The sequence below is a fragment of the Janthinobacterium sp. 78 genome (assembly GCF_003096775.1).
GTDB classification, from domain to species: domain Bacteria; phylum Pseudomonadota; class Gammaproteobacteria; order Burkholderiales; family Burkholderiaceae_D; genus Janthinobacterium; species Janthinobacterium tructae.
The window spans coordinates 5,017,798-5,037,665 of record NZ_QENT01000001.1 but is presented as its reverse complement, the minus strand read 5'-3'; the positions used below and the strand labels follow the sequence as shown (position 1 = coordinate 5,037,665).

15 protein-coding genes are annotated in these 19,868 nt (G+C 62.2%); 10 read left to right on the top strand and 5 right to left on the bottom strand.

The window, feature by feature from the left end; translation table 11 throughout:
• The first annotated feature begins 39 nt into the window (after positions 1 to 39).
• Entirely contained in the window at positions 40 to 1,188 is a 1,149-nt protein-coding gene (coaD, locus tag C8C92_RS22140; protein WP_099762740.1) for a pantetheine-phosphate adenylyltransferase, read from the top strand.
• A gap of 56 nt (positions 1,189 to 1,244) precedes the next feature.
• Here coaD and C8C92_RS22135 read toward each other — a convergent pair whose 3' ends face one another.
• Complete coding sequence (locus C8C92_RS22135; protein ID WP_099762743.1) at positions 1,245 to 3,443, bottom strand: OsmC domain/YcaO domain-containing protein; 2,199 nt, start codon at positions 3,441 to 3,443, stop codon at positions 1,245 to 1,247.
• Between the two features lie 162 nt (positions 3,444 to 3,605).
• Here C8C92_RS22135 and C8C92_RS22130 point away from each other — a divergent pair, with 162 nt between their 5' ends.
• The gene (locus C8C92_RS22130; RefSeq protein WP_207781034.1) at positions 3,606 to 3,995 is read left to right on the top strand and encodes a GNAT family N-acetyltransferase; all 390 of its coding nucleotides are present in this window, start codon (positions 3,606 to 3,608) and stop codon (positions 3,993 to 3,995) included.
• 77 nt (positions 3,996 to 4,072) lie between these two features.
• Here the strand turns inward: C8C92_RS22130 and C8C92_RS22125 are convergent, their stop codons facing one another.
• Both C8C92_RS22125 and C8C92_RS22120 read right to left on the bottom strand, forming a co-directional pair.
• Positions 4,073 to 6,475 (bottom strand): TonB-dependent receptor, encoded by a 2,403-nt coding sequence (locus C8C92_RS22125; protein ID WP_116745257.1) that lies wholly within the window; start codon positions 6,473 to 6,475, stop codon positions 4,073 to 4,075.
• Between the two features lie 165 nt (positions 6,476 to 6,640).
• Positions 6,641 to 7,426, bottom strand: coding sequence for a PhzF family phenazine biosynthesis protein (locus tag C8C92_RS22120; protein ID WP_116745256.1), 786 nt, complete (start codon positions 7,424 to 7,426; stop codon positions 6,641 to 6,643).
• A gap of 97 nt (positions 7,427 to 7,523) precedes the next feature.
• Between C8C92_RS22120 and C8C92_RS22115 the strand changes: the two genes are divergently transcribed.
• The 3 genes from C8C92_RS22115 (at position 7,524) to C8C92_RS22105 (ending at position 12,475) form a co-directional block, all read left to right on the top strand.
• A complete protein-coding gene (locus tag C8C92_RS22115) occupies positions 7,524 to 10,655 on the top strand; it encodes an error-prone DNA polymerase (RefSeq protein WP_116745255.1) in 3,132 nt (1,043 codons plus the stop codon).
• A 112-nt stretch (positions 10,656 to 10,767) separates the two neighbouring features.
• Positions 10,768 to 11,934 carry a hypothetical protein gene (locus C8C92_RS22110; RefSeq protein ID WP_133250813.1) on the top strand — a complete coding sequence of 389 codons (1,167 nt, stop codon included), beginning with the start codon at positions 10,768 to 10,770 and terminating at the stop codon, positions 11,932 to 11,934.
• A gap of 58 nt (positions 11,935 to 11,992) precedes the next feature.
• A complete protein-coding gene (locus tag C8C92_RS22105) occupies positions 11,993 to 12,475 on the top strand; it encodes a GNAT family N-acetyltransferase (protein WP_243420326.1) in 483 nt (160 codons plus the stop codon).
• On the opposite strand, the gene C8C92_RS22100 is transcribed toward C8C92_RS22105, so the two are convergent.
• Positions 12,476 to 13,792: an FAD-linked oxidase C-terminal domain-containing protein gene (locus C8C92_RS22100; RefSeq protein WP_243420427.1), complete on the bottom strand. Its 1,317-nt coding sequence runs from the start codon at positions 13,790 to 13,792 to the stop codon at positions 12,476 to 12,478.
• 283 nt (positions 13,793 to 14,075) lie between these two features.
• On the opposite strand from C8C92_RS22100, the gene C8C92_RS22095 reads away from it, so the two are divergent.
• The 5 genes from C8C92_RS22095 to C8C92_RS22075 all read left to right on the top strand — a co-directional run bounded on the left by C8C92_RS22095 (position 14,076) and on the right by C8C92_RS22075 (position 19,343).
• Positions 14,076 to 14,993: a ChaN family lipoprotein gene (locus C8C92_RS22095; protein WP_116745252.1), complete on the top strand. Its 918-nt coding sequence runs from the start codon at positions 14,076 to 14,078 to the stop codon at positions 14,991 to 14,993.
• A 104-nt stretch (positions 14,994 to 15,097) separates the two neighbouring features.
• On the top strand, positions 15,098 to 15,844 hold the full coding sequence (exbB, locus tag C8C92_RS22090) for a tonB-system energizer ExbB (RefSeq protein WP_116745251.1): 747 nt from the start codon (positions 15,098 to 15,100) through the stop codon (positions 15,842 to 15,844).
• A 3-nt stretch (positions 15,845 to 15,847) separates the two neighbouring features.
• Positions 15,848 to 16,276: a TonB system transport protein ExbD gene (exbD, locus tag C8C92_RS22085; protein ID WP_116745250.1), complete on the top strand. Its 429-nt coding sequence runs from the start codon at positions 15,848 to 15,850 to the stop codon at positions 16,274 to 16,276.
• The gene (locus C8C92_RS22080; protein ID WP_116745249.1) at positions 16,273 to 17,052 is read left to right on the top strand and encodes a TonB family protein; all 780 of its coding nucleotides are present in this window, start codon (positions 16,273 to 16,275) and stop codon (positions 17,050 to 17,052) included. Before exbD ends, C8C92_RS22080 begins: the two co-directional genes overlap by 4 nt.
• 32 nt (positions 17,053 to 17,084) lie before the next feature.
• Positions 17,085 to 19,343 (top strand): TonB-dependent receptor, encoded by a 2,259-nt coding sequence (locus C8C92_RS22075; RefSeq protein ID WP_116745248.1) that lies wholly within the window; start codon positions 17,085 to 17,087, stop codon positions 19,341 to 19,343.
• A 68-nt stretch (positions 19,344 to 19,411) separates the two neighbouring features.
• On the opposite strand, the gene C8C92_RS22070 is transcribed toward C8C92_RS22075, so the two are convergent.
• The gene (locus tag C8C92_RS22070; protein WP_071075939.1) at positions 19,412 to 19,819 is read right to left on the bottom strand and encodes a PRC-barrel domain-containing protein; all 408 of its coding nucleotides are present in this window, start codon (positions 19,817 to 19,819) and stop codon (positions 19,412 to 19,414) included.
• Positions 19,820 to 19,868: the final 49 nt, after the last annotated feature.

Below are 19,868 nucleotides of genomic sequence, written 5' to 3'. Positions count from 1 at the left end.
TTGTCTGCGAAACAAGCAGAACCAGACCACGGAGCGCACATGCAGAGAATCGGATTTTCAGGAACCCTCGACCCCATCACCAACGGCCATATGTGGGTGATCGGCGAAGCGCGTTCGCTTGCCGACGAGGTGATCGTCTTCCTGTCGCAAAACCCCGCCAAGAAGCCGCAATTCCCGGCCGAAGACCGCAAGCGCATCATCGAGCAGAGCGCGTGCGAGTGCGGCTGGGACAATGTGCAAGTGGTCATCGTCAAGGGCGACTACACGGCGCGTGCGGCGAAAAAGCATGGCTGCGACTACCTGATCCGCGGCATCCGCACGACGGCCGATTTCGACTATGAAAACCTGATCCAGCAAACCAATGTGGACGTGCTGCAGGGCGCCAAGACGATTTTCGTCATGCCGCCGCGCGACCTCGGTTCCGTCAGCTCCAGCTTCGTCAAGGCGCTGGAAGGACCGGTGGGCTGGAACTGGACCATGAAAAAATTCGTCCCCGGCCCGGCCTACCACGCGTGGATACTCGACTGCCTGCGCAAGGAGTGGGAAGCGCTGTGGCATTACGCCACCGCTTCGGCAGCCGACGTCGCGCTGGCGGATCACTGGTTCGCGCACCTGACGGGACCGCAGGCGTATGGCGGCACGGAGCGCCACTATCACAACCTCGACCACCTGGTGCACGGCTTGTCCGAAATCCGCGTGTGGGCCGACAATACCTATGCGCCCAAACGCGACAGCGCGCTGGTCAAGAAGGCCTTCTGGTTCCATGACGCCGTCTACAGCCATGACGACGAGGCCCTGTATTCCAGCGAAGAGGCGAGCGCCCAGCTGTGGCTGGCCAGTGGCCTCGATGCGGGCGACAACCTCGATGTGGCGCAGTTGATACGCGCCACCGACCATTTCCAGGGACCGGGCATCAGCCACGCGCTGAAGGACGCCATGCTCAGCGCCGACCTGGCCATCCTGGGACAGGATGAAGAGGTATATCACGCCTACACGCAAGCCATCGGCCTGGAATATGCGCATGTGGACCCCGTGCGCTTCAAGCAGCAGCGGGGCCTGGCGCTGCAGCACCTGTGCGCCAAGGCGCAGGCTGGCCAGCTGTTTGGCGATGCGTATTTCGCCGACCAGTACAACGCGCGGGCGATTGAAAACATGCAGAAGGAGATCGCGGCGCTGACAAGCGGCTGACTCTCGTCAGCCGCTTGTCAGCAGCCCGGGCTTGCCGCCCTAGCGGGCTTGCCGCCCTAGTGGGCGGCAACCTTGGCGCGCGCCGCGTGCAGCTTCTTGAAGCTGTCGATCAGGCGCTGGTGCCGGTCCAGGCCTTCCAGTCGCATGCTGGTCGGGGTCAGGCCGAAGAAGCGCACGCTGCCGTCCACCGAGCCCAGCACCGCGTCCATGCGGGCGTCGCCAAACATGCGGCGGAAATTGACGACGTAATCGTCCAGCTCCAGCGCGTCATCGAGTTCCACTTCCAGCACCACGTTCAAGGCTTGATAGAACAGTTTGCGTTCGAGCGTGTTGTCGTTGTACTGCAAGAAGGTTTCCACCAGCTCTTTCGCTTCCTCGAACTGCTGCAGAACCAGCTGAATCAGCAGCTTCAATTCCAGGGTCGTCAGCTGGCCCCACACCGTGTTTTCGTCAAACTCGATGCCGATCAGGGTGGCGATGTCGCCGTACTCGTCAAGCTCGCTGTTTTCCAGGCGCTCGAGCAAGTCTTCCAGGCTGGCATCGTCCAGCGTATGCAGGTTCAGGATGTCGGCGCGGAACAGCAGCGCCTTGTTGGTGTTGTCCCAGATTAAATCTTCGACCGGATACACTTCCGAATAACCGGGCACGAGGATGCGGCAGGCGGTGGCGCCCAGCTGGTCGTACTCGGCCGTGTAGACTTCCTTGCCCATCCCGGCGAGGATGCCGAACAGGGTTGCCGCCTCCTCGGCATTCGAGTTCTCGCCGTGGCCGGAAAAATCCCACTCGACAAAATCGTAATCGGCTTTCGCGCTGAAGAAGCGCCACGAGACGATGCCGCTCGAATCGATAAAGTGTTCGACGAAGTTATTCGGCTCGGTGACGGCTTCGCTGGCAAACGTCGGCTGCGGCAAGTCGTTCAAGCCTTCGAAGCTGCGGCCCTGCAGCAATTCCGTCAGGCTGCGCTCGAGCGCCACTTCCAGGCTCGGGTGCGCGCCGAACGAGGCAAACACGCCGCCCGTGCGCGGGTTCATCAGGGTGACGCACATCACCGGGTACACGCCGCCCAGCGACGCATCTTTGACCAGTACGGGAAAGCCTTGCTCTTCCAGGCCCCGGATGCCTGCCAGAATACCCGGGTATTTCGCCAGCACGTCCTGCGGCACGTCGGGCAGGGCGATTTCGCCTTCGAGGATTTCGCGCTTCACGGCCCGCTCAAAAATTTCCGACAGACATTGCACCTGCGCTTCGACCAGGGTATTGCCGGCGCTCATGCCATTGCTGACGTACAGATTTTCGATCAGGTTCGATGGGAAATACACGACCTCGCCATCGGACTGGCGCACATACGGCAGCGAGCAGATGCCGCGCTCGGCATTGCCGGAGTTGGTGTCGACCAGGTGCGAGCCGCGCAGCTCGCCATCGGGGTTGTAGATATCGAGGCAATACTCGTCGAGAATCTCCTTCGGCAGCGCATCCTTGCGGCCCGGCTTGAACCAGCGCTCGTTCGGGTAATGCACAAAATCCGCGTTGGCGATGTCTTCGCCCCAGAACGATCCGGCGTAGAAATGGTTGTTGCTGAGGCGCTCGATATACTCGCCCAGGGCCGACGCCAGCGCGCTTTCCTTGGTCGCACCCTTGCCGTTGGTAAAGCACATGGGCGAATGCGCGTCGCGGATATGCAGCGACCACACGTTCGGGATGATGTTGCGCCACGAGGCGATTTCAATCTTGATGCCCAGGCCCGCCAGCAGGCCCGACATATTCGCGATGGTCTGTTCCAGCGGCAAATCCTTGCCTACGATATAGGTGCTGGCTTCGCCGGTCGGATTGAGCATCAGCAAGGATTGCGCATCGGCGTCCAGGTTCGCGACTTCTTCAATGACGAATTCTGGCCCCGCTTGCACCACTTTTTTCACCGTGCAACGGTCGATCGAGCGCAGGATGCCCTGGCGGTCCTTGGCCGAGATATCGGCCGGCAACTCGACCTGGATCTTGAAAATCTGCTGGTAACGGTTTTCCGGATCGACGATATTGTTTTGCGACAGGCGGATATTTTCAGTGGAAATATTGCGCGTATCGCAATACAACTTCACGAAGTATGCCGCGCAGAGTGCCGATGATGCCAAAAAGTAATCGAACGGGCCAGGCGCCGAACCGTCGCCCTTGTAGCGGATGGGCTGGTCGGCGATGACGGTAAAATCGTCGAACTTGGCTTCGAGACGCAGCTTGTCGAGAAAGTTGACTTTAATTTCCATGAGGTAATCCAATACTGTGCTTATGAGTTAGGCGCTATTATCCGTGCTTTCTGCCGCAGGGCAAACATTGTTCACTGCGGCTGTGCTGGCTGAGCAATCCCATTGCGAAGGTAAGCGTTATCAACCAGAGAAGGAAAGAAGGTCGTCCCCATGCAAATTTCCATGAATGATGTGATCGCTGAGCAAGAAGTGATTGATCTCTACAAGGCCAATCACTGGTCGTCCGCAGAAAAACCAAAAGAATTGATGGCCGCGCTGCGCAATTCCCACAGCCTGGTGACGGCCCGCGCAGATGGCAAATTGATTGGCATCGGCAATGCCATTTCCGATGGCTATCTGGTTGTCTATTTTCCACATATGCTGGTCGATCCACTGGCGCAAGGGCAAGGCGTGGGAAGGAGGATGATGGCGGCCATGCTGGAAAAATACGCGGGGTTTCACCAGCAAATGCTGACAGCGGACGGCAAGGCCATCGCGTTCTACGAATCCGTGGGCTTCGTGCGCGCAGGGAAAACAGAACCCATGTGGATCTATGCAGGCGATGAGCATTGAATGGTGATGCCGACATGAAAAACAGCGGCTGCCCATGCTGGCGCAGCCGCTGTTTTTATGCCAAGAGTCCGTTCAGATCAGAACTTCACCCACAAGCGGCCAAAGTAGGATGCGCCGTTCAGGCCGAACTGTACGCTGTCGTACTTGAAGCCGTTGTCCGTTTCGTCCGCGTTTTGCGTGGTGGGCTTGACGTTGAAGATGTTGTTGCCGCCAAAGGTTAGCTTGGTGTTCTTGTTGATGCTGTAGGTGAAGCTCAGGTCGGCCGAGGTCTTGGCCGCATAGCGGGCGTTGGGCACGCCCTTGGCCGTGCCGCTGAAGGTGCCCAGGGTTTGCGGGCCAAAATAGATGATGCGCAAGTCCGATTCCAGCTTGCCCGTGATGTAGTCGAAGCCCAGGGTGGCTTTCGAACGGGGGCCGCCCTGTTCGATGAACAGGCGTTCGCGCTCGGACAGCAAGACATCCTCGAAGCCCGTCAGCGAGGCGGGCGTCTTGACTTTCGTCACTTCCGTCTTGCTCAGGTTCAAGGCCAGGAAGGTGTTCAGGCGGTTGCCGGCCAGTTCACCCTTGTGCGAGGCCGTCAGGTCCAGTCCGCGCGTGCGCGTGTCGACGGAATTGACGAAAAATTGCGCTTCCGTCACGCCCAGCTGGGCCAGGCGCGCCCCCAGATCCGGGTAATTGCCGGCATTGAAGCGGCCCGACAGCACGATGCGGTCCTTGATCTTGATGTTGTACAGGTCGGCTGTGACGGAAATGGCTTGCGTCGGCGTCCAGGTGGTGCCGAACGTAAAGCTGGTGGATTTTTCCTCTTTCAACTTGGGAATGCCGGCCGCATTGGCGACGGCGCCGCCATTTGGCGCCAGCACCACGTCGGTGGCCACGCCGCCGACGAAGTCGGTGAAGGTGGACGAGAAATACACTTGCTGCAACGACGGCGCGCGGAAACCCGTGCTGGCCGAGCCGCGCAGCAGCACGTTCGGCGCCACTTTATAGCTGGCGGCCAGCTTGCCCGTCACGGTGGCACCGAAGTCGCTGAATTTTTCATAGCGCAAAGCCGCCTGGGTTTTCAGGCGCTCCGTCCAGTCCAGTTCCACGTCGCCATACGCGGCGATGCTGTGGCGTTTAGCTTTCGTCACATCGCTGGGCTGGAAGCCGGGAAAGCCCTGGCTGCGGCCATTGCCGCCTACGCCCACGCCGTCGACGTCGCTGTAGGAGCCCGGTTCGCCGGCCATGATCTTGTATTCCTCGCTGCGGTATTCGGCGCCGAAGGCCACGTTCATGCCGCGCATCACCGTGTCGTAATAGCGGCTGAAATCGGCGTTGCTGGTCAGTTGCTGGAACGAGAAGCCACCCGCGTCAAAGCTGCTGGCGCTGACGCCCTTGCCGCCGTTCATCAGGTCGAGATTGGCGATCGAGGCGTTCAGGGTATGGCTGACGTCGTAGCGCATCTTGTTGTAGCCATAGGTTTGCGAAAAGTCCGCGTGCCATTCGCCGATCTGGCTGCGGTGGCCGACGGTGGCGTACTGGTCGTCGATCTTGCCGTTAATGAAAGGCACGAAACCATCGGGGTACATGGCGGCCGAATTGCGCGCAGGGATGTCTTTGCTGCCGATGCCGTCGCGGCCAAACGCGGCGCTCGAGGCGTCGCGCGTCTGCGCGCCGGCCGTGAAGTACAGCTTGCCCGTGCCGCTGGTGGCGTAGTCGCCATTGACGTACAGGGTTTTGTTCTTGGATTTGGTGTCGCCGATGATGCGCATGCTGTCCGCATCGGCCCGGTTCGAGCGGCCCCGGTCCAGGTATTCGCCGGTAATCGCAAGGGTGCCCTTGTCGCCCAGCGCGATGCCGCAATAGGCCGAGGTCATGTAATTCTTGCCGTCGCCTGCCGAATACTGGCTGTAGCCGGCCACGGCTTCGCAACCGAGGCTTTTCTTGAGTTCGATGTCGATCACGCCGGCGATGGCGTCCGAGCCGTACTGGGCGGCGGCGCCGTCGCGCAGCACTTGCACGTTCTTGATCGCCAGCAAGGGAATCGCATTCATGTCCGTGCCCGTATTGCCGCGGTTGCGCGCGCCGAACAGGTTGACCAGGGCCGTCGTATGGCGCCGCTTGCCGTTCACCAGCACCAGCGTCTGGTCGGAGCCGAGGCCGCGCAGGGCGGCCGAATCGACCAGGTCGGCTCCGTCGGCGCCCGACTGGCGCGTGGAATTGAACGAGGGAGAAATGTATTGCAGCGACTGCGCCAGGTCAAATTGGCCGCCTTGCTCGGCGACCCTGGAAATCGGGATGATATCGACCGGCACCATGGTGTCGGTGGCGGAGCTGGCGACCCGGCGCGAGCCGACCACGCTGACCGTTTGCACGGGACCGTCCGTGGCTCCCGCTTCCGTGCTCTGGGCCATGGCGGCGGGACTGAATGCGGCCAGGGCGGCGCTGCCGTACAGGCTGATGAGGATGGCTTTACGCAAGGTGGTGAGGGTCGGCACGCAGTATCTCCAAGTGGTATTGTGACTTGATTCTAGTGCCATCATTTCAGCATTCACCAGCGATACTTTGTTTTGTTATTACAAATTGCTTGTAACTGTTGTTTCCTGGTTGATTATCTTTTGGCCACCGCCCGGCTTGCTTTATGCTGGTGCAGCATGCCCCATTCAGGTGCTGCGTTGCACCATGCCGCCCACCCAGATTGCCTGCGCGCTGTATTGCACCTCGATCAGACACGGTTGCTGCGTCACGTGGCCCTGATGCAGGCGCAGCGACTGTTGTCGGTGCGCTGCCAGCGCGCCTGCCGCCACGCCTGTGGCGCTGTCTTCCAGCGCCGGGTCGAGGTGGTTGAAGTTGCGCCCTTCAAACTCGTTTTCGCCCGTGCGGCAATACGCATAGCAGCCATTGACCTGATGCAAGGTACTCCAGTCGGCGATCAGTTCCAGGTTCGGCCGCAACGCGCGCAGGGTGGTACGGTCGGCCACTTCCAGCAGCAGCTTCGGGCTGCCGACCGAGGCGATGACGGGCGGCGACAGCAAGTGCATATGCTGGCCCATGAGTTCCGACGGGATATATTTTTCCAGCATGACGGCCGGCGCCGGCTGCGGCGCCAGGCCGATGAATAGATCGGCTGCGCGGCGCACCAACTGCAAGGCTTGTCCGCGCATGGCCGTCGTCACCGTCAAGGTTGCCGGGTCGCCGGGCACCGTCAGCAGCACATGCGCGGCCGCCAAAGTGGCATGCAGGCACAGGGGGCTGCGCGTGTGTGGATAAAAATAGTCGAGCACGATGGCGCCGTCCGCTTGCCGGTCGATGAAGACGCAGGCGCTCACTTGCCGTTCGCGGGCGAATTGCTGGCGCGCCGTTTCGCTGCCGTGGTCGTTTTCCACGACCAGCGCCGCATTGCCGCCATCAGGTGCGGCGCCGAAACATTGTAATAAGTGGACGATCATGGCGGTCGATGCGAAAGGTAAAACACCAGCATAAACGATAAGCCCGATTCCAGATAAGTATAATAGACTGTGTTTATATACAGTATTGAGGTGGATCATGTGGGGTGCAGTCTTACCCGAGTATGCTGAGTTGTACTGCCTGAGTAACTTCAGCTTCCTGCATGGAGCTTCGCATGCGGAAGAGCTGGTGGCGCGCTCTGTCCAGCTCGGTTACAAGGCGTTGGCCATCACCGACGAGTGCTCGCTGGCCGGCGTCGTGCGCGCCCATGCGGTGGCCAAGCGGGCCGGCTTTCCCCTGATTATCGGCGCGCATTTTCACTTGACGCGGGCCGACGGCGGCGCGGCTTTGTCCCTGCTGGCGCTGGTGCGCGATATCGATGGTTACGGCAACTTGTCGGAACTGATCACCATGGCGCGCACGCGGGCGGCCAAGGGGCGCTATCTGCTGACGCTTGATGATTTCAGCGCGCCATCGGCGCAGTTTGCCCATTTGCAGGGGCTGCCCGGCTGCCTGATGATCTTGCTGCCCAGCTATCCGGCCCAGCCGGAAACCGTGCGCGCGCAGGGAGAGTGGATGGCGTCCACCTTTGGCAGCGAGCGCAGCTGGATCGGCCTGAATTTGTTGCAGCGGGCGCAGGATGACGCCCACCGCAGCGGCGTGCAGGACGCCGCGCAGGCGCTGGGCTTGCCCGTGGTGGCCGTCGGCCATGTGTGCATGCATGTGCGCTCGCGCAAACCTTTGCTCGACACCCTGTGCGCGATACGCGTGGGTAAACCCGTGGGCGAGTGCGGCTATGCGCTGGCGCAAAATGCGGAGCAGCATCTGCGCGCGCGCCTGCGCCTGGCCAATGTGTATCCGCCGCAAGCGCTGGCGGAAACCGTGCGCATCGCCAAGCTGTGCACATTTTCCCTCGACAGCTTGCGTTATGACTATCCCGACGAGCTGGTGCCGCACGGCCACACGCCGGCGACCTATTTGCGCGAGGAAACCTATGCGGGCGCGCGCATGCGCTTTCCATTGGGTATTCCCGCCAACGTACAGCAGCAGATCGAGCAGGAGCTGGAACTGATCGCCGAGCTGTCGTATGAAGCGTACTTTTTGACCGTGTATGACATCGTGCGCTTTGCGCGCGCGCAAAACATCCTGTGCCAGGGGCGGGGCTCGGCCGCCAATTCGGCCGTCTGCTATTGCCTGCACATCACGGAAGTGGACCCCGCGCGCGGCAATTGTCTGGTCGGGCGTTTCATGTCGCGCGAGCGCAACGAGCCGCCCGACATCGACGTCGATTTCGAACACCAGCGGCGCGAAGAGGTCATTCAATATATCTATAGCAAATATGGCCGCGAGCGGGCCGCATTGGCAGCCGTGGTGATCAGTTACCGGCCGAAGAGCGCCTTGCGCGACAGCGGCCGGGCGCTGGGGATCGACCTGGCCATCGTGGAAAAGGTGGCCAAGGCGCATCGCTGGTTCGACGGCAAGCACGATCTGCTGGAGCGCCTGGCCGAATGCGGGCTCGACCCGGAGGCAGAACTGTCGCAGCAGTGGGCCAGCCTGGCGCAGCAGTTGCTGGGTTTCCCCCGCCACCTGTCGCAGCATCCGGGCGGCTTTGTCATCGCTCAGGGAAAATTGTCGCGCCTGGTGCCGATTGAAAACGCCAGCATGGCCGAGCGCAGCGTCATCGAGTGGGACAAGAATGACCTTGAGGAGCTGGGCTTGATGAAGGTTGACGTGCTGGCGCTGGGCATGTTGTCGGCCTTGCGCCGCGCGCTGGAACTGGTGAGTGTGCGGCGCGGCGAGGAATTTCGTTTGCAGGATATTCCCGCCGAAGACTGCGCCACCTACGACATGATGTGCCAGGCCGACACCATCGGCGTATTCCAGATCGAGTCGCGCGCGCAGATGAGCATGCTGCCGCGCCTGCGTCCGCGCCAATTCTATGACCTCGTCATCGAAGTGGCGCTGGTGCGTCCCGGCCCCATCCAGGGCGGCATGGTGCATCCCTACTTGCAGCGGCGCCAGAAAAAGGAGCCGGTCGACTATCCGAAGGGCCTGGAAAAGGCGCTGGGGCGCACCTTGGGCATCCCGATCTTCCAGGAGCAAGTGATGCAGGTGGCCATCATCGCCGCCGATTTCACGCCCGGCGAAGCGGATCAGTTGCGGCGCGCCATGGCGGCCTGGAAACGCAAGGGCGGCATGAACAATTACCATGACCGCATCGTCGATGCCATGGTCGACAATGGCTATGAGAAAGGTTTTGCCGAGGCCATCTTCAGCCAGATCGAAGGCTTTGGCGAATATGGTTTTCCCGAGTCGCACGCGGCCAGTTTCGCCCTGCTGACGTATGCCAGTTCCTGGCTGAAATGCCATGAACCGGCCGCTTTTCTGTGCGCCTTGCTCAATAGTCAGCCCATGGGCTTTTACAGCCCGTCGCAACTGGTGCAGGATGGTCGCCGGCATGGCGTGCAAGTGCTGCCCGTCGATGTGGCCGTCAGCGGCTGGGAGGCGGGACTGGAGGGTGATGCACCGGCTGTGCGCCTGGGCTTGAACAGCCTGTTCGGCATGCGCGCCGAGGCCGCCCTGCGTATCGAGGATGCGCGCGCCATCGCCGCCTTTGTCGACGTGGCCGACCTGGCGCGGCGCGGCGGCCTGGACCGCCATGATTTGCAGGTGCTCGCTGCCGGCAATGCGCTGCACGCGCTGGCGGGCCACCGGCGCGCAGCGTTGTGGCAGGCGGCCGGCGCCGTGCCCGACAAGGATTTGCTGCGCGCCACCACGCAAGAGGAAGACTTGCCCGTGCTGGCGGCACCCACGGAAGGCGAGAGCATCGTCAGCGATTACCGTTCGCAAGGCCTGACCCTGGGCCGCCACCCGCTGGCGCTGCTGCGCGCACAGTTGCTGGAGCAGCGCTTTCTGCCCGCATCCGCGCTGGACAGCTACACGCATGGCCAGCTGGCGCGCGCCTGCGGCATCGTCACCGTGCGCCAGCGGCCGGGCACGGCCAAGGGCGTGATCTTCATGACACTGGAAGACGAGACGGGCACCGTCAACGTCATCGTCTGGCCGGACCTGGTGGAAAGCCAGCGGCGCGAAGTGCTGAGCGCGCCGCTGCTGGGCGTGTACGGCGTGTGGCAAAGGGAGGGCATCGTGCGCAACCTGGTGGCCAAGCGCCTGGTCGATATGTCGCATTTGCTGGGGCGCTTGCGGACCAGCAGCCGCGATTTTTGTTGAAACCTTGATGCTCGTGGAGTGTGAATAGATACAAGCTTGCATTTTGTTAAGGCTCGCTGCAAGCCGGTGATTAAGCTGGAGTCACCCATTCATCCACTTCCAGGAGCCGTGCATGCACGCCATTTCCCGCTACTGCCACCTTGTCCTGATCTGCCTTTCTTGCAATATGGCGCTTGCCGCCGCGCCCGATTTCACCAGCGCGGCAGGCATGGCGCGCAGCTGCGCCGGCAACTTGCAGGCGCAGCCGGCCGCCACGCCACAGGCGCAGCAAGCCTGGGTACTCTGCCGCGACATTGCCACCGCTAAACGATTGCTGCGCCTGGCCGACCATTATCGGCCGCAGCAGCAAGGACAATTATCGCTGCAGCAGCTGGATCAGGAAGGCTTGCGCGTCGCCTTTGCCGCCTTGCGCGATGAAGTGCGCACGACGCGGCGCGTGCTGGAGAAAATCGTGTTGCGTAGCAAGGACGACGGCTTGCTGCTGGTGCCCGCCACCTGGGGCAGCGACTTGAATGGCGACGGTACGCTGACGCCGGAAGAGCAGTATCTGTTTGCCATTCCCAAGCGGCCGGTGGCCGGCACGCCGGACGGGGAAGACAGCGGTGCGGACAGGCGAACGCAGCAATATTACCAGCGGCATTACCAGCTGGAAGCGCGCTTTCGCGTCGACCAGAGCGATGTGCAGTGGCTGCTCGGCTATCATTATTTTCTGGAAGCCTCCGCCGAGCTGAGTGCGGCATTCGACAACGGGCCCGGCACGCTGGCGTTGCGCGTGCGCGATCCAGCCGCATTGCGGCGCGCCCATGGTTTGCTGCTGGCGGGTGTGAACAGCAGCGAAAAACTGCGCCAACTGGTGCTGGCGGAAACGGATGACGAGGAAGAGTGGATTGCCCATCCGGGCCAACGCAGCAGTGTTTTCCCCGAAACCTTGAGCGAACGGGACTTCGATGCCTGGAAAACGCTGCTCGGGCATATTCTGCCGGTGCTGGAAGGCAAACAGCTGCTGGCCGCGCCTGCCAATGCCAGCCTGTTCGAATCGCTCTTCAGCAGCATTTGCGTGGACAAGCAAGGCTTGAATGTCGCCAGCCTGTTTCGCCGTCAGCGCAACGAAGTGCTGGTGCCGGAAAGCGGGCCGGTCAGGCTGGCCGGCTGTCAGCCCATCACGGCACGCCACCCCGTGTCGCCTTTGCTGCGCTACCTTTCAGGACCAGTGCAGAGAGGCATGGAGCATGCGCCCACAGGCATGGCCATGCTGCGTAAATTGTTTTGGGTAAATTGATCTGTTGAATGGAAGCGCTGAATTGCCGGGCAATGGCGGGATATGGCAAAATTACTGGATGAATCAACCCTTGCCCACCATCACCCTGCGTCCCGCCCTGGTCGCCGACGCGCCCGCCATCGTTGCGCTGATCGACGACCTGATGCCCTTTCTGACCCTGCACCCCGATGGCGCGGGGGCGGAAAAGTTCATCGAACATTGCCGCCAGCCCGCCATCGAGCAGTATCTGTCGCTGCCCAATTACGCCTACCAGCTCGCGCATATCGATGGCGAACTGGCCGGCGTAGTGGCCATGCGCGACAATACGCATCTGTTCCACATGTTCGTGCCGCGCGCGCTGCACCGGCGCGGCATGGCGCGCCGTTTGTGGCAGGCTGCCCGCGATGCGTCGCTGGCCAGGGGCGGCGTGACGGCATTTACCGTCAACTCCTCGGCCTACGCCTTGCCCCTGTATGAAAGCCTGGGCTTTGTCGCCACGGGACCGAAGGTGGAGACGGGCGGCATCGCGTTTGTGCCGATGCGCATGGAATTGACGGCCTGATTACCAGCGCACGATCTTGCCTGGATTCATGATGTTCTTCGGGTCCAGCGCGTGTTTCACGGCGCGCATGGTGTCGATGGCGCCGACGCCATGCTCTTCCACCAGGAAAGCCATCTTGTGCATGCCCACGCCGTGTTCGCCCGTACAGGTGCCGTCCATGCCGATGGCGCGCGTGACCATGTCGCTGTTGACCTTTTCCGCGCGGGCGATGTCGGCCGGGTCATCGGGATCGACCAGCATCTGCACGTGGAAATTGCCGTCGCCCACATGGCCGATGATGGCGTAGACCAGGCCTTGCGCCTCGCAATCGGCCTTGGTGGCGAGGATGCATTCGGCCAGGCGCGAAATGGGCACGCAGCAATCGGTGGAAATGGCGCGGCTGCCGGGACGCATCTGCAGCAGGGCGAAATACGCGTTGTGGCGCGCGGCCCACAGGCGCGAGCGGTCTTCGGGGCGGCTGGCCCATTCGAAATCGCTGGCGCCGTGTTCCGCCGTGATGGCTTGCACCAGCTGCGCCTGCTCGGCCACGCTGGCCGGCGTGCCATGGAATTCAAACAGCAGCAGCGGTTTCTCTGGCAACGCCATCTTGTCGTAGGCGTTGATGGCTTTGACGCCGTTTTCATCGAGAAACTCGACCCGTGCCACAGGAATACCCATCTGGATGGTCTGGATCACGGCGCTGACGGCTTCGCCCGTGCCGGGGAATGAGCACACGGCGGCCGAGATCGCTTCCGGCAGCGGGTACAGTTTCACCGTCACTTCCGTGATGATGCCCAGGGTACCTTCGCTACCGACAAACAAGCGCGTCAGGTCGTAGCCGGCCGACGATTTTTTCGCCCTGGTTCCCGTCTTGATGATGCGGCCATCGGCCGTCACCACCGTCAGGGCCAGCACGTTTTCGCGCATGGTGCCGTAGCGCACGGCGTTCGTGCCCGAGGCGCGCGTGGCCGCCATGCCGCCCAGTGACGCATTGGCGCCCGGGTCGATGGGGAAGAACAGGCCCGTGTCGCGGATTTCCTCGTTGAGTTGCTTGCGCGTCACACCCGCCTGCACGGTGGCCGTCAAGTCGTCAGCATGCACTGCTACCATCTGGTTCATTTGCGACAGATCAATCGTCACGCCGCCATGCAGGGCCAGCACATGGCCTTCGAGCGAGGTGCCGCTGCCATAGGCGATGACGGGTACGTCGTGTGCGCTGCACAGCTTCACGGCGGCCGCCACTTCCTCGGTGGAATGGGCGAAGATGACGGCATCGGGCAGCATGGGTGGATAGCTCGACTCGTCGCGGCCATGGTGTGCGCGCATGGCTTGCGTCATGGAAAAGCGGTCGGCAAAGATCAGGGAAAGTACGGCAGCAAGAGAGTCTGGCAGCGGTTTTTTCAGTACCGCCAACTGGTCAGTTTGATTCACGCGAGTCCTCCGTTTTTTTTATTCTACTCCGCGCCCGGGGATTTCACCGTAGCAGCATATTGATTTTTTGCCAGTTGTAAAAAAATCCGCAAGGTTTGCCGTGCACTGGTTGTAAATGAGAATCATTTCTATTAAAATGCCCGCCAGTAGTTATTTTGCAATGCGTGCTCAGACCCGAAAGGCCATGCCCATGAAGTTCCCCCTGTCCCTCGCCGCCGTCCTGCCCGCCTGCGTGCTGGCGCTGAGTGCCTGCAGCAGCGTCGCACCAGCCACTGGCACGGCCGCCACCACGACCGCCGCGCCCGCTACTGCGCAAGACGTGCGCCAACTGGGCGAGATCGTCGACCTGCGCAGCGGCCAGCGCCTGAGCGCCGATCAATTGCTGGCCCAGCTGGCCGCCGCGCCGCGCGTGATCGTCGGCGAGCAGCATGACCAGCTCAGCCATCACCGGATCGAGCAATGGCTGCTGCAGCAATTGCAAGGCCAGCGTCCGCAAGGCAGCGTGCTGCTGGAAATGCTGAATCCGGACCAGCAAGCCAAGGTGGACAAGGTCAAGCCGTGGCTGCAGACGGACCCCGTCGTACGTCCCGAACACGTGGCCGAACTGCTGGCCTGGCAAGCGAGCTGGAAGTGGGCGCAATATGGCGACCTGGTCATGACCGTGATGCGCGCGCCGTATCCCGTCTGGTCGGCCAACCTGGACCGCAGCGAGATCAAGCAACTGTTCATCGACCAGCCAGCCGTGCAGGGCAAGCATTCCAACCTGGCCAACGATGGCAAGGTGCATGAAAAACTGAAAGACATCATCCGCGTCATGCATGACAACCAGATCGACGCGCCGCGCCTGGCCGCCATGCTGTCGGTGCAGCAGCAGCGCGACCGCCGCATGGCCGAGCGTCTGCTGGCCGCGCCCGCGCCGGCCGTGCTGATCGCCGGCGCCTACCATGCGCACAAGGACCTGGGCGTTCCGCTGCACGTGCAGGACTTGACGGGCGGCCCCGCGCCGCTGGTGCTGGTGCTGGCCCAGCAGGGCGCCACGGTGCTGGCGCCACAGGCGGACTTCGTGTGGTTCACGCCGGCAATGCCTGCCGTTGCCAGCGCTAAATAATTCATTGCATCTCCGCCGGGCATTCAGCCCGGCACTCTTCCCCAGCAAGCTTCTTAGCAGCAGCCAGGTAGTCCGTCCGATTTTTTTTACCTGTTGAAGCTTCCATGCGTATTTCCTGTATCAAAGCCGCTGCCGGCGGCGTGTTTCTTTTCATCTTTCAATCCGGCGCACAAGCGTCCGCCTTGCCGCACGACATGTCGCCGCTGGGCATGTTTTTTGCCGCCGACCTGGTGGTAAAAAGCGTGCTCATCGGCCTGTTGATCGCCGCGCTGGCCACCTGGGTGGTCTTGCTGGTGAAAGGCGCCAGCTTGCTGCAAGCGCGGCGCGCAGCGGCGCTGGCCGTCGCCATGCTGAAGACGGCCACGTCCTTGCCGGACGCTGCCGCAAAGAGCGGGGCGTCTGTGCTGGCGCAACAGCTGCTCGATGATGTGCAGCAGGAACTGAGCTTGTCGCACGCGTATGCACCGGCGGCGGCCCTGAAAGAGCGGGCCGGCTTTCGCCAGGAGCAGTGGATCGCCCACCAGGTGCGCGCCATGACGCAAGGCATCGGTCTGCTGGCCAGCATCGGCGCCGTGGCACCCTTCGTCGGCCTGTTCGGCACCGTGTGGGGCATCATGAACAGTTTTATCGGCATCGCCGTCAGCCAGAGCACGAATTTGGCGACAGTCGCGCCGGGCATCGCGGAAGCCTTGCTGGCGACGGCCCTGGGGCTGGTGGCGGCAATTCCCGCCGTCGTCATTTATAACGTGCTCAGTCGCGGCATCAACCAGTACAAGGCGCAGCTGCGCGCCGCTTCCGCGCAAGTGCTGCTGATGCTGAGCCGCGACCTCGACACGCGCAAGCAGGCCTGAGCCATGGCATCCCTGTTTCCGTCACCGGACGACGACACGGCCGACATGCCGGAATTGAGCGAGATCAATGTCACGCCCTTCATCGACGTGATGCTGGTGCTGTTGATCATCTTCATGGTGGTCTCGCCGCTGGCCACCGTCGACCTGAAGATCGACTTGCCGGCCGCCACGGCCAAGCCCGAGCCGCGTCCCGACAAGCCGCTGTTCGTTTCCCTGAAAGCCGATCACAGCCTGTATCTGGGGGAATCGCCCGTGGCGCGCGAGCAACTGGGCCGCCTGCTCGATGCCGAAACGGGCGGCGACCGCCAGCGCACGCTGTTTTTCCAGGCCGACAAGCAAGCCGCGTATGAAGACGTGCTGGGCGTGATGGATGCCCTGCGCCAGGCCGGCTACCTGAAAGTGGGCCTGGTAGGCCGGGAGGGGGGCGGGTGAATCCGCGTCCGATATTCAGTTGGGGCATCGCCACGTCGCTGGTGGTGACCACGGCGCTGGCCCTGCTGTTGTGGGCGGCCTGGCGGCCCGTCAGCGTCGCGCCCGCCAATCCGGCCGCCAGCGTGATGCTGGTGTTTGCCGCGCAAGCGATGTCGCCGGAGACGCAACAGGCGGCAGCAGCAGGGGCGCGCCAGTCGGCCGCCTCCAGCGCCGCCCGGCCACCGAAGAGCACGACACGGCACGAGGCGCTGCCCGTGCTGGCGCGCGCCGCCGCGCCGCAGATCGTCGCGGCGGAAAAAGAGGCGAAGGCAGAAACCGCTCCGTCGCCAGATCCCGGCAAGGATGCCGCCAAGGAAGCGTCCTTGCCCGCGCAGGCCAGCAGCAGTGCCACACCGGCGCCAAGCCCCGTACGCGGTCCGCAGGCGGCGCCGTTCGACAGCGACACGCCGCCCGCCAGCGCGGCGCCGGCCAGCTGGCAAAGCCGCGTGCTCGGCCACCTGGCGCATTTCAAGCGCTATCCCGGTGATGCGCGCCAGCGCAAGCGGGCCGGTGCCGCCTGGGTGCGCTTCCAGGTGGACGGCGACGGCAAGCTGCTGGCCAGCGAACTGGTCACCTCGTCGGGCACGGTGCTGCTCGACCGCGAAGCGCTGCAAGTGCTTGAGCGCGCGCAACCGTTGCCGGCGCCACCGGCCAGCGTATTGCGCCAGGGCACAGTGACGGTGACCTTGCCCGTGTCGTTCAAGCTCGATGCCGAGAGCGGCCACGGTGCCAGCTGAATTTTTTCAATCACATAACAAATCGAGGGTGTATGCATATCAAGACAATGACGCAGGCCGTGGGCGTTTGCCTGGCCTTGCTGGCGCAGCAGGCATGGGCGCAACAGGCACAAGACAGTGGCAAGGTGGAATTTTCGCCGCTGAATGTATCGGGCGAGGCTGTTTCGGCCGAGCAGCAGGCGCTGGAAAAACCGGGTGCCGTCAGCGCGCGCGGCGCGGACACGCGCTTGCAGCCGGTCGACCAGATCGTGCGCAGCATGCCGGGCACGTTTACCCAGATCGACCCGGCGCAGGGCGCCGTCAGCGTCAATATTCGCGGCTTGTCGGGTCTGGGGCGCGTGAACATGATGGTCGATGGCGTGAGCCAGAATTACTATGGCAGCGCGCCCTCGTCCGTGTCGCACGGCGGCGTGCCCAGCAGCCAGTTCGGCGCCCTGATCGACCCGAATTTCATCATCGGCGTGGATGTGTCGCGCGGCAATGTCGTCGGCGGTGACGGAGTCAATGCGCTGGCCGGCAGCAGCAACTTTCGCACCATCGGCGTCGATGATGTCGTCTTCGCCGGTGAAAAAACCGGGGCGCGCACGAAGATGTCGACAGGAAATAATGGCGTGGGGCGCAGCGCCATGCTGGCCGTGGCCATGAAAAACCCGGCCTTCGATGGCGGCAGCGTGGGCTTCATGGCCGCCACCAGCGCGAGTGTGATCGGCAACAACTACAAGAATGCCAAGGGCGTCAACAGCGAGGAATTCGGTTTCGGCTACAACCGCTATTACAAGCAAAAGCCCAAGTCGCAACTGCTCAAGCTGGACCTCAAATTGAGCGACTTCCACGCGCTGGAACTGTCGGCGCGCGACTACCGCAGCACCTTTACGCGCCGCGACATCCACAGCGATGACTACTACGTCAAATATCACTACACGCCGTTTTCGGAGTTAATCGACCTCAATGTGGTGGCCAGCAGCAGCCGTGGCAACCAGAAATACATGCCCGAGGCGCTGACCAATTTTATCAACACGAATGCGGCCAACCGCGCCGACGCTGTCGATATCAATAACACCAGCAGCTTCAGGCTGGCCGGTGGCGATGCGCTGGTGACCGTTGGCGGCAAGCTGATGCACAATAAGTACAGCAAGCACGTGGAAAGCCTGGTCGATGACCCGGACAACCCGGACGCGAACCAGCAATCGATTGAAAACAATACGTTCGGGCCCGAGGGCGTGCAAAAGATCAGCAGCCTGTATGCGGGCTTGCAGTACAACCGTGGCATTGTGCAGGTCAATGCAGGCCTCAACACCACGCACTTTGATTTGACCGGCTACAAGCCCGCTTGCGACGAACGGGTGAAATGTTTCCCGCAAGGGGCGAGCAATATCGCTCTCAAGGAGCATGGCATCAATCCATCGCTGCTCGTGTCCGCGCAAGTGACGCCATGGTTCCAGCCGTTTGCCAGCGCCGAGCGCACCATGCGCGGGCCGAATCCGCAGGAAGTATTCTTTTCCAACGATGGCGGTGCTTCCATGAACCCCTTCCTGAGAGGGGAGAAGGCGACGACTTACCAGTTGGGCTTCAATTCCAGCCTGCATGGCTTGCTGAGCAAGAATGACCTGCTGAACTTCAAGGCCCTGTATTTCAAGAGCAAGATCGACGGCTATATCACCAGCCAGTCCTTCCTTGTGTGCGACAGCGGCCGCAAGTGCAATATCGCGGAAGTGCTGGCCAATGACTGGCAGAATGTGGATGAATACGTGACCAACATGTATATCTACATCAACTCGGCCACGCCCGTGTATTCGCGCGGCTGGGAACTGGAAGCGCAATATCAGCTGGGGCCGGCGTATGCGCGCCTGTCGTACACGCGCGAAACGACGCGCCAGCCCACCTCGATCGCCAGCGCCTGGTTCGGCGCGGCCGACATCAGCGAGCTGCCCAGCGTGTACTACAACCTCGACGTGGGCACGCGCCTGCTGGACAATAAACTGGAAGTGGGCGCCATCCTCAAGCACACGGGCTCGAACCGCCGCCTGTCGCCCGACAATGAAGCCGATGAAGCGACGGGCGAAGTGCTCAAGGCCGACAATCCGAAGATTCCGGCCGTGATCGACCTGTATGCGAGTTACCAGGTGTCGAAAAACCTGTTCCTGCGCCTGTCGGTGCAGAACGCCATGAACAAGGATTTCTCGGAAGCGCTGAACCGGCTGAACTCGATGCCGTCGCAGTCGCAGGACAACACGCCGCTGAGCACGGCGCGGGGCAGGACGTATGTGGCGGGGCTGGAGTACCGGTTCTAGTCAAACCCAAGTGCAAATACTGGGGTCGTACCCTGAGGGTACGACCCCGGCCCTGCGCTTGGGGTGAATTAATACTCGCGTGGTGTCGTTCCGTAGTAGCTGTGGATGGACTGGGCCCACGTGGTATCGGCCATGTTCGGCCAGTTGTCCGTATCGAAGCCGGGTGCGTTTTCGATGCGTTCCTTGTCGACGTTGAGCGTGAAGCGCTTGTTGACGGTGTCGAGCAGCAGCGCTTCCCAGGGTACGGCGAACAGCTTTTCGCCGATGGTGAAGACACCGCCGTGCGACATGACGGCGTAGGCGATCTTGCCGCTACGCATGTCGATCATGATTTCCTTGATTTCGCCCAGGTGTTCATCCTTGGCGTTGTGCACATGGTCGCCGATCAGGGTGTCGGCACCCATCAGTTCAGGGCCGGGACCTTTGTGGCCGCGGTTGACATACATGCCGTAGGCGTCGCGTTCTTCGTAGCTCATGATGGACCTCCGTTGAAAAATCCCAGTCTGCCGCCAGGGCGCGGCAGGG

Bases quoted from the DNA above. Each gene is read 5' to 3' on its own strand.
- coaD (WP_099762740.1), top strand. From the start codon at position 40: ATGCAGAGAATCGGATTTTCAGGAACCCTCGACCCCATCACCAACGGC.
- C8C92_RS22135 (WP_099762743.1), bottom strand. From the start codon at position 3,443: ATGGAAATTAAAGTCAACTTTCTCGACAAGCTGCGTCTCGAAGCCAAG.
- C8C92_RS22130 (WP_207781034.1), top strand. From the start codon at position 3,606: ATGAATGATGTGATCGCTGAGCAAGAAGTGATTGATCTCTACAAGGCC.
- C8C92_RS22120 (WP_116745256.1), bottom strand. From the start codon at position 7,426: ATGATCGTCCACTTATTACAATGTTTCGGCGCCGCACCTGATGGCGGC.
- C8C92_RS22115 (WP_116745255.1), top strand. From the start codon at position 7,524: ATGTGGGGTGCAGTCTTACCCGAGTATGCTGAGTTGTACTGCCTGAGT.
- C8C92_RS22110 (WP_133250813.1), top strand. From the start codon at position 10,768: ATGCACGCCATTTCCCGCTACTGCCACCTTGTCCTGATCTGCCTTTCT.
- C8C92_RS22105 (WP_243420326.1), top strand. From the start codon at position 11,993: ATGAATCAACCCTTGCCCACCATCACCCTGCGTCCCGCCCTGGTCGCC.
- C8C92_RS22100 (WP_243420427.1), bottom strand. From the start codon at position 13,792: ATGACGCAAGCCATGCGCGCACACCATGGCCGCGACGAGTCGAGCTAT.
- C8C92_RS22095 (WP_116745252.1), top strand. From the start codon at position 14,076: ATGAAGTTCCCCCTGTCCCTCGCCGCCGTCCTGCCCGCCTGCGTGCTG.
- exbB (WP_116745251.1), top strand. From the start codon at position 15,098: ATGCGTATTTCCTGTATCAAAGCCGCTGCCGGCGGCGTGTTTCTTTTC.
- exbD (WP_116745250.1), top strand. From the start codon at position 15,848: ATGGCATCCCTGTTTCCGTCACCGGACGACGACACGGCCGACATGCCG.
- C8C92_RS22075 (WP_116745248.1), top strand. From the start codon at position 17,085: ATGCATATCAAGACAATGACGCAGGCCGTGGGCGTTTGCCTGGCCTTG.
- C8C92_RS22070 (WP_071075939.1), bottom strand. From the start codon at position 19,819: ATGAGCTACGAAGAACGCGACGCCTACGGCATGTATGTCAACCGCGGC.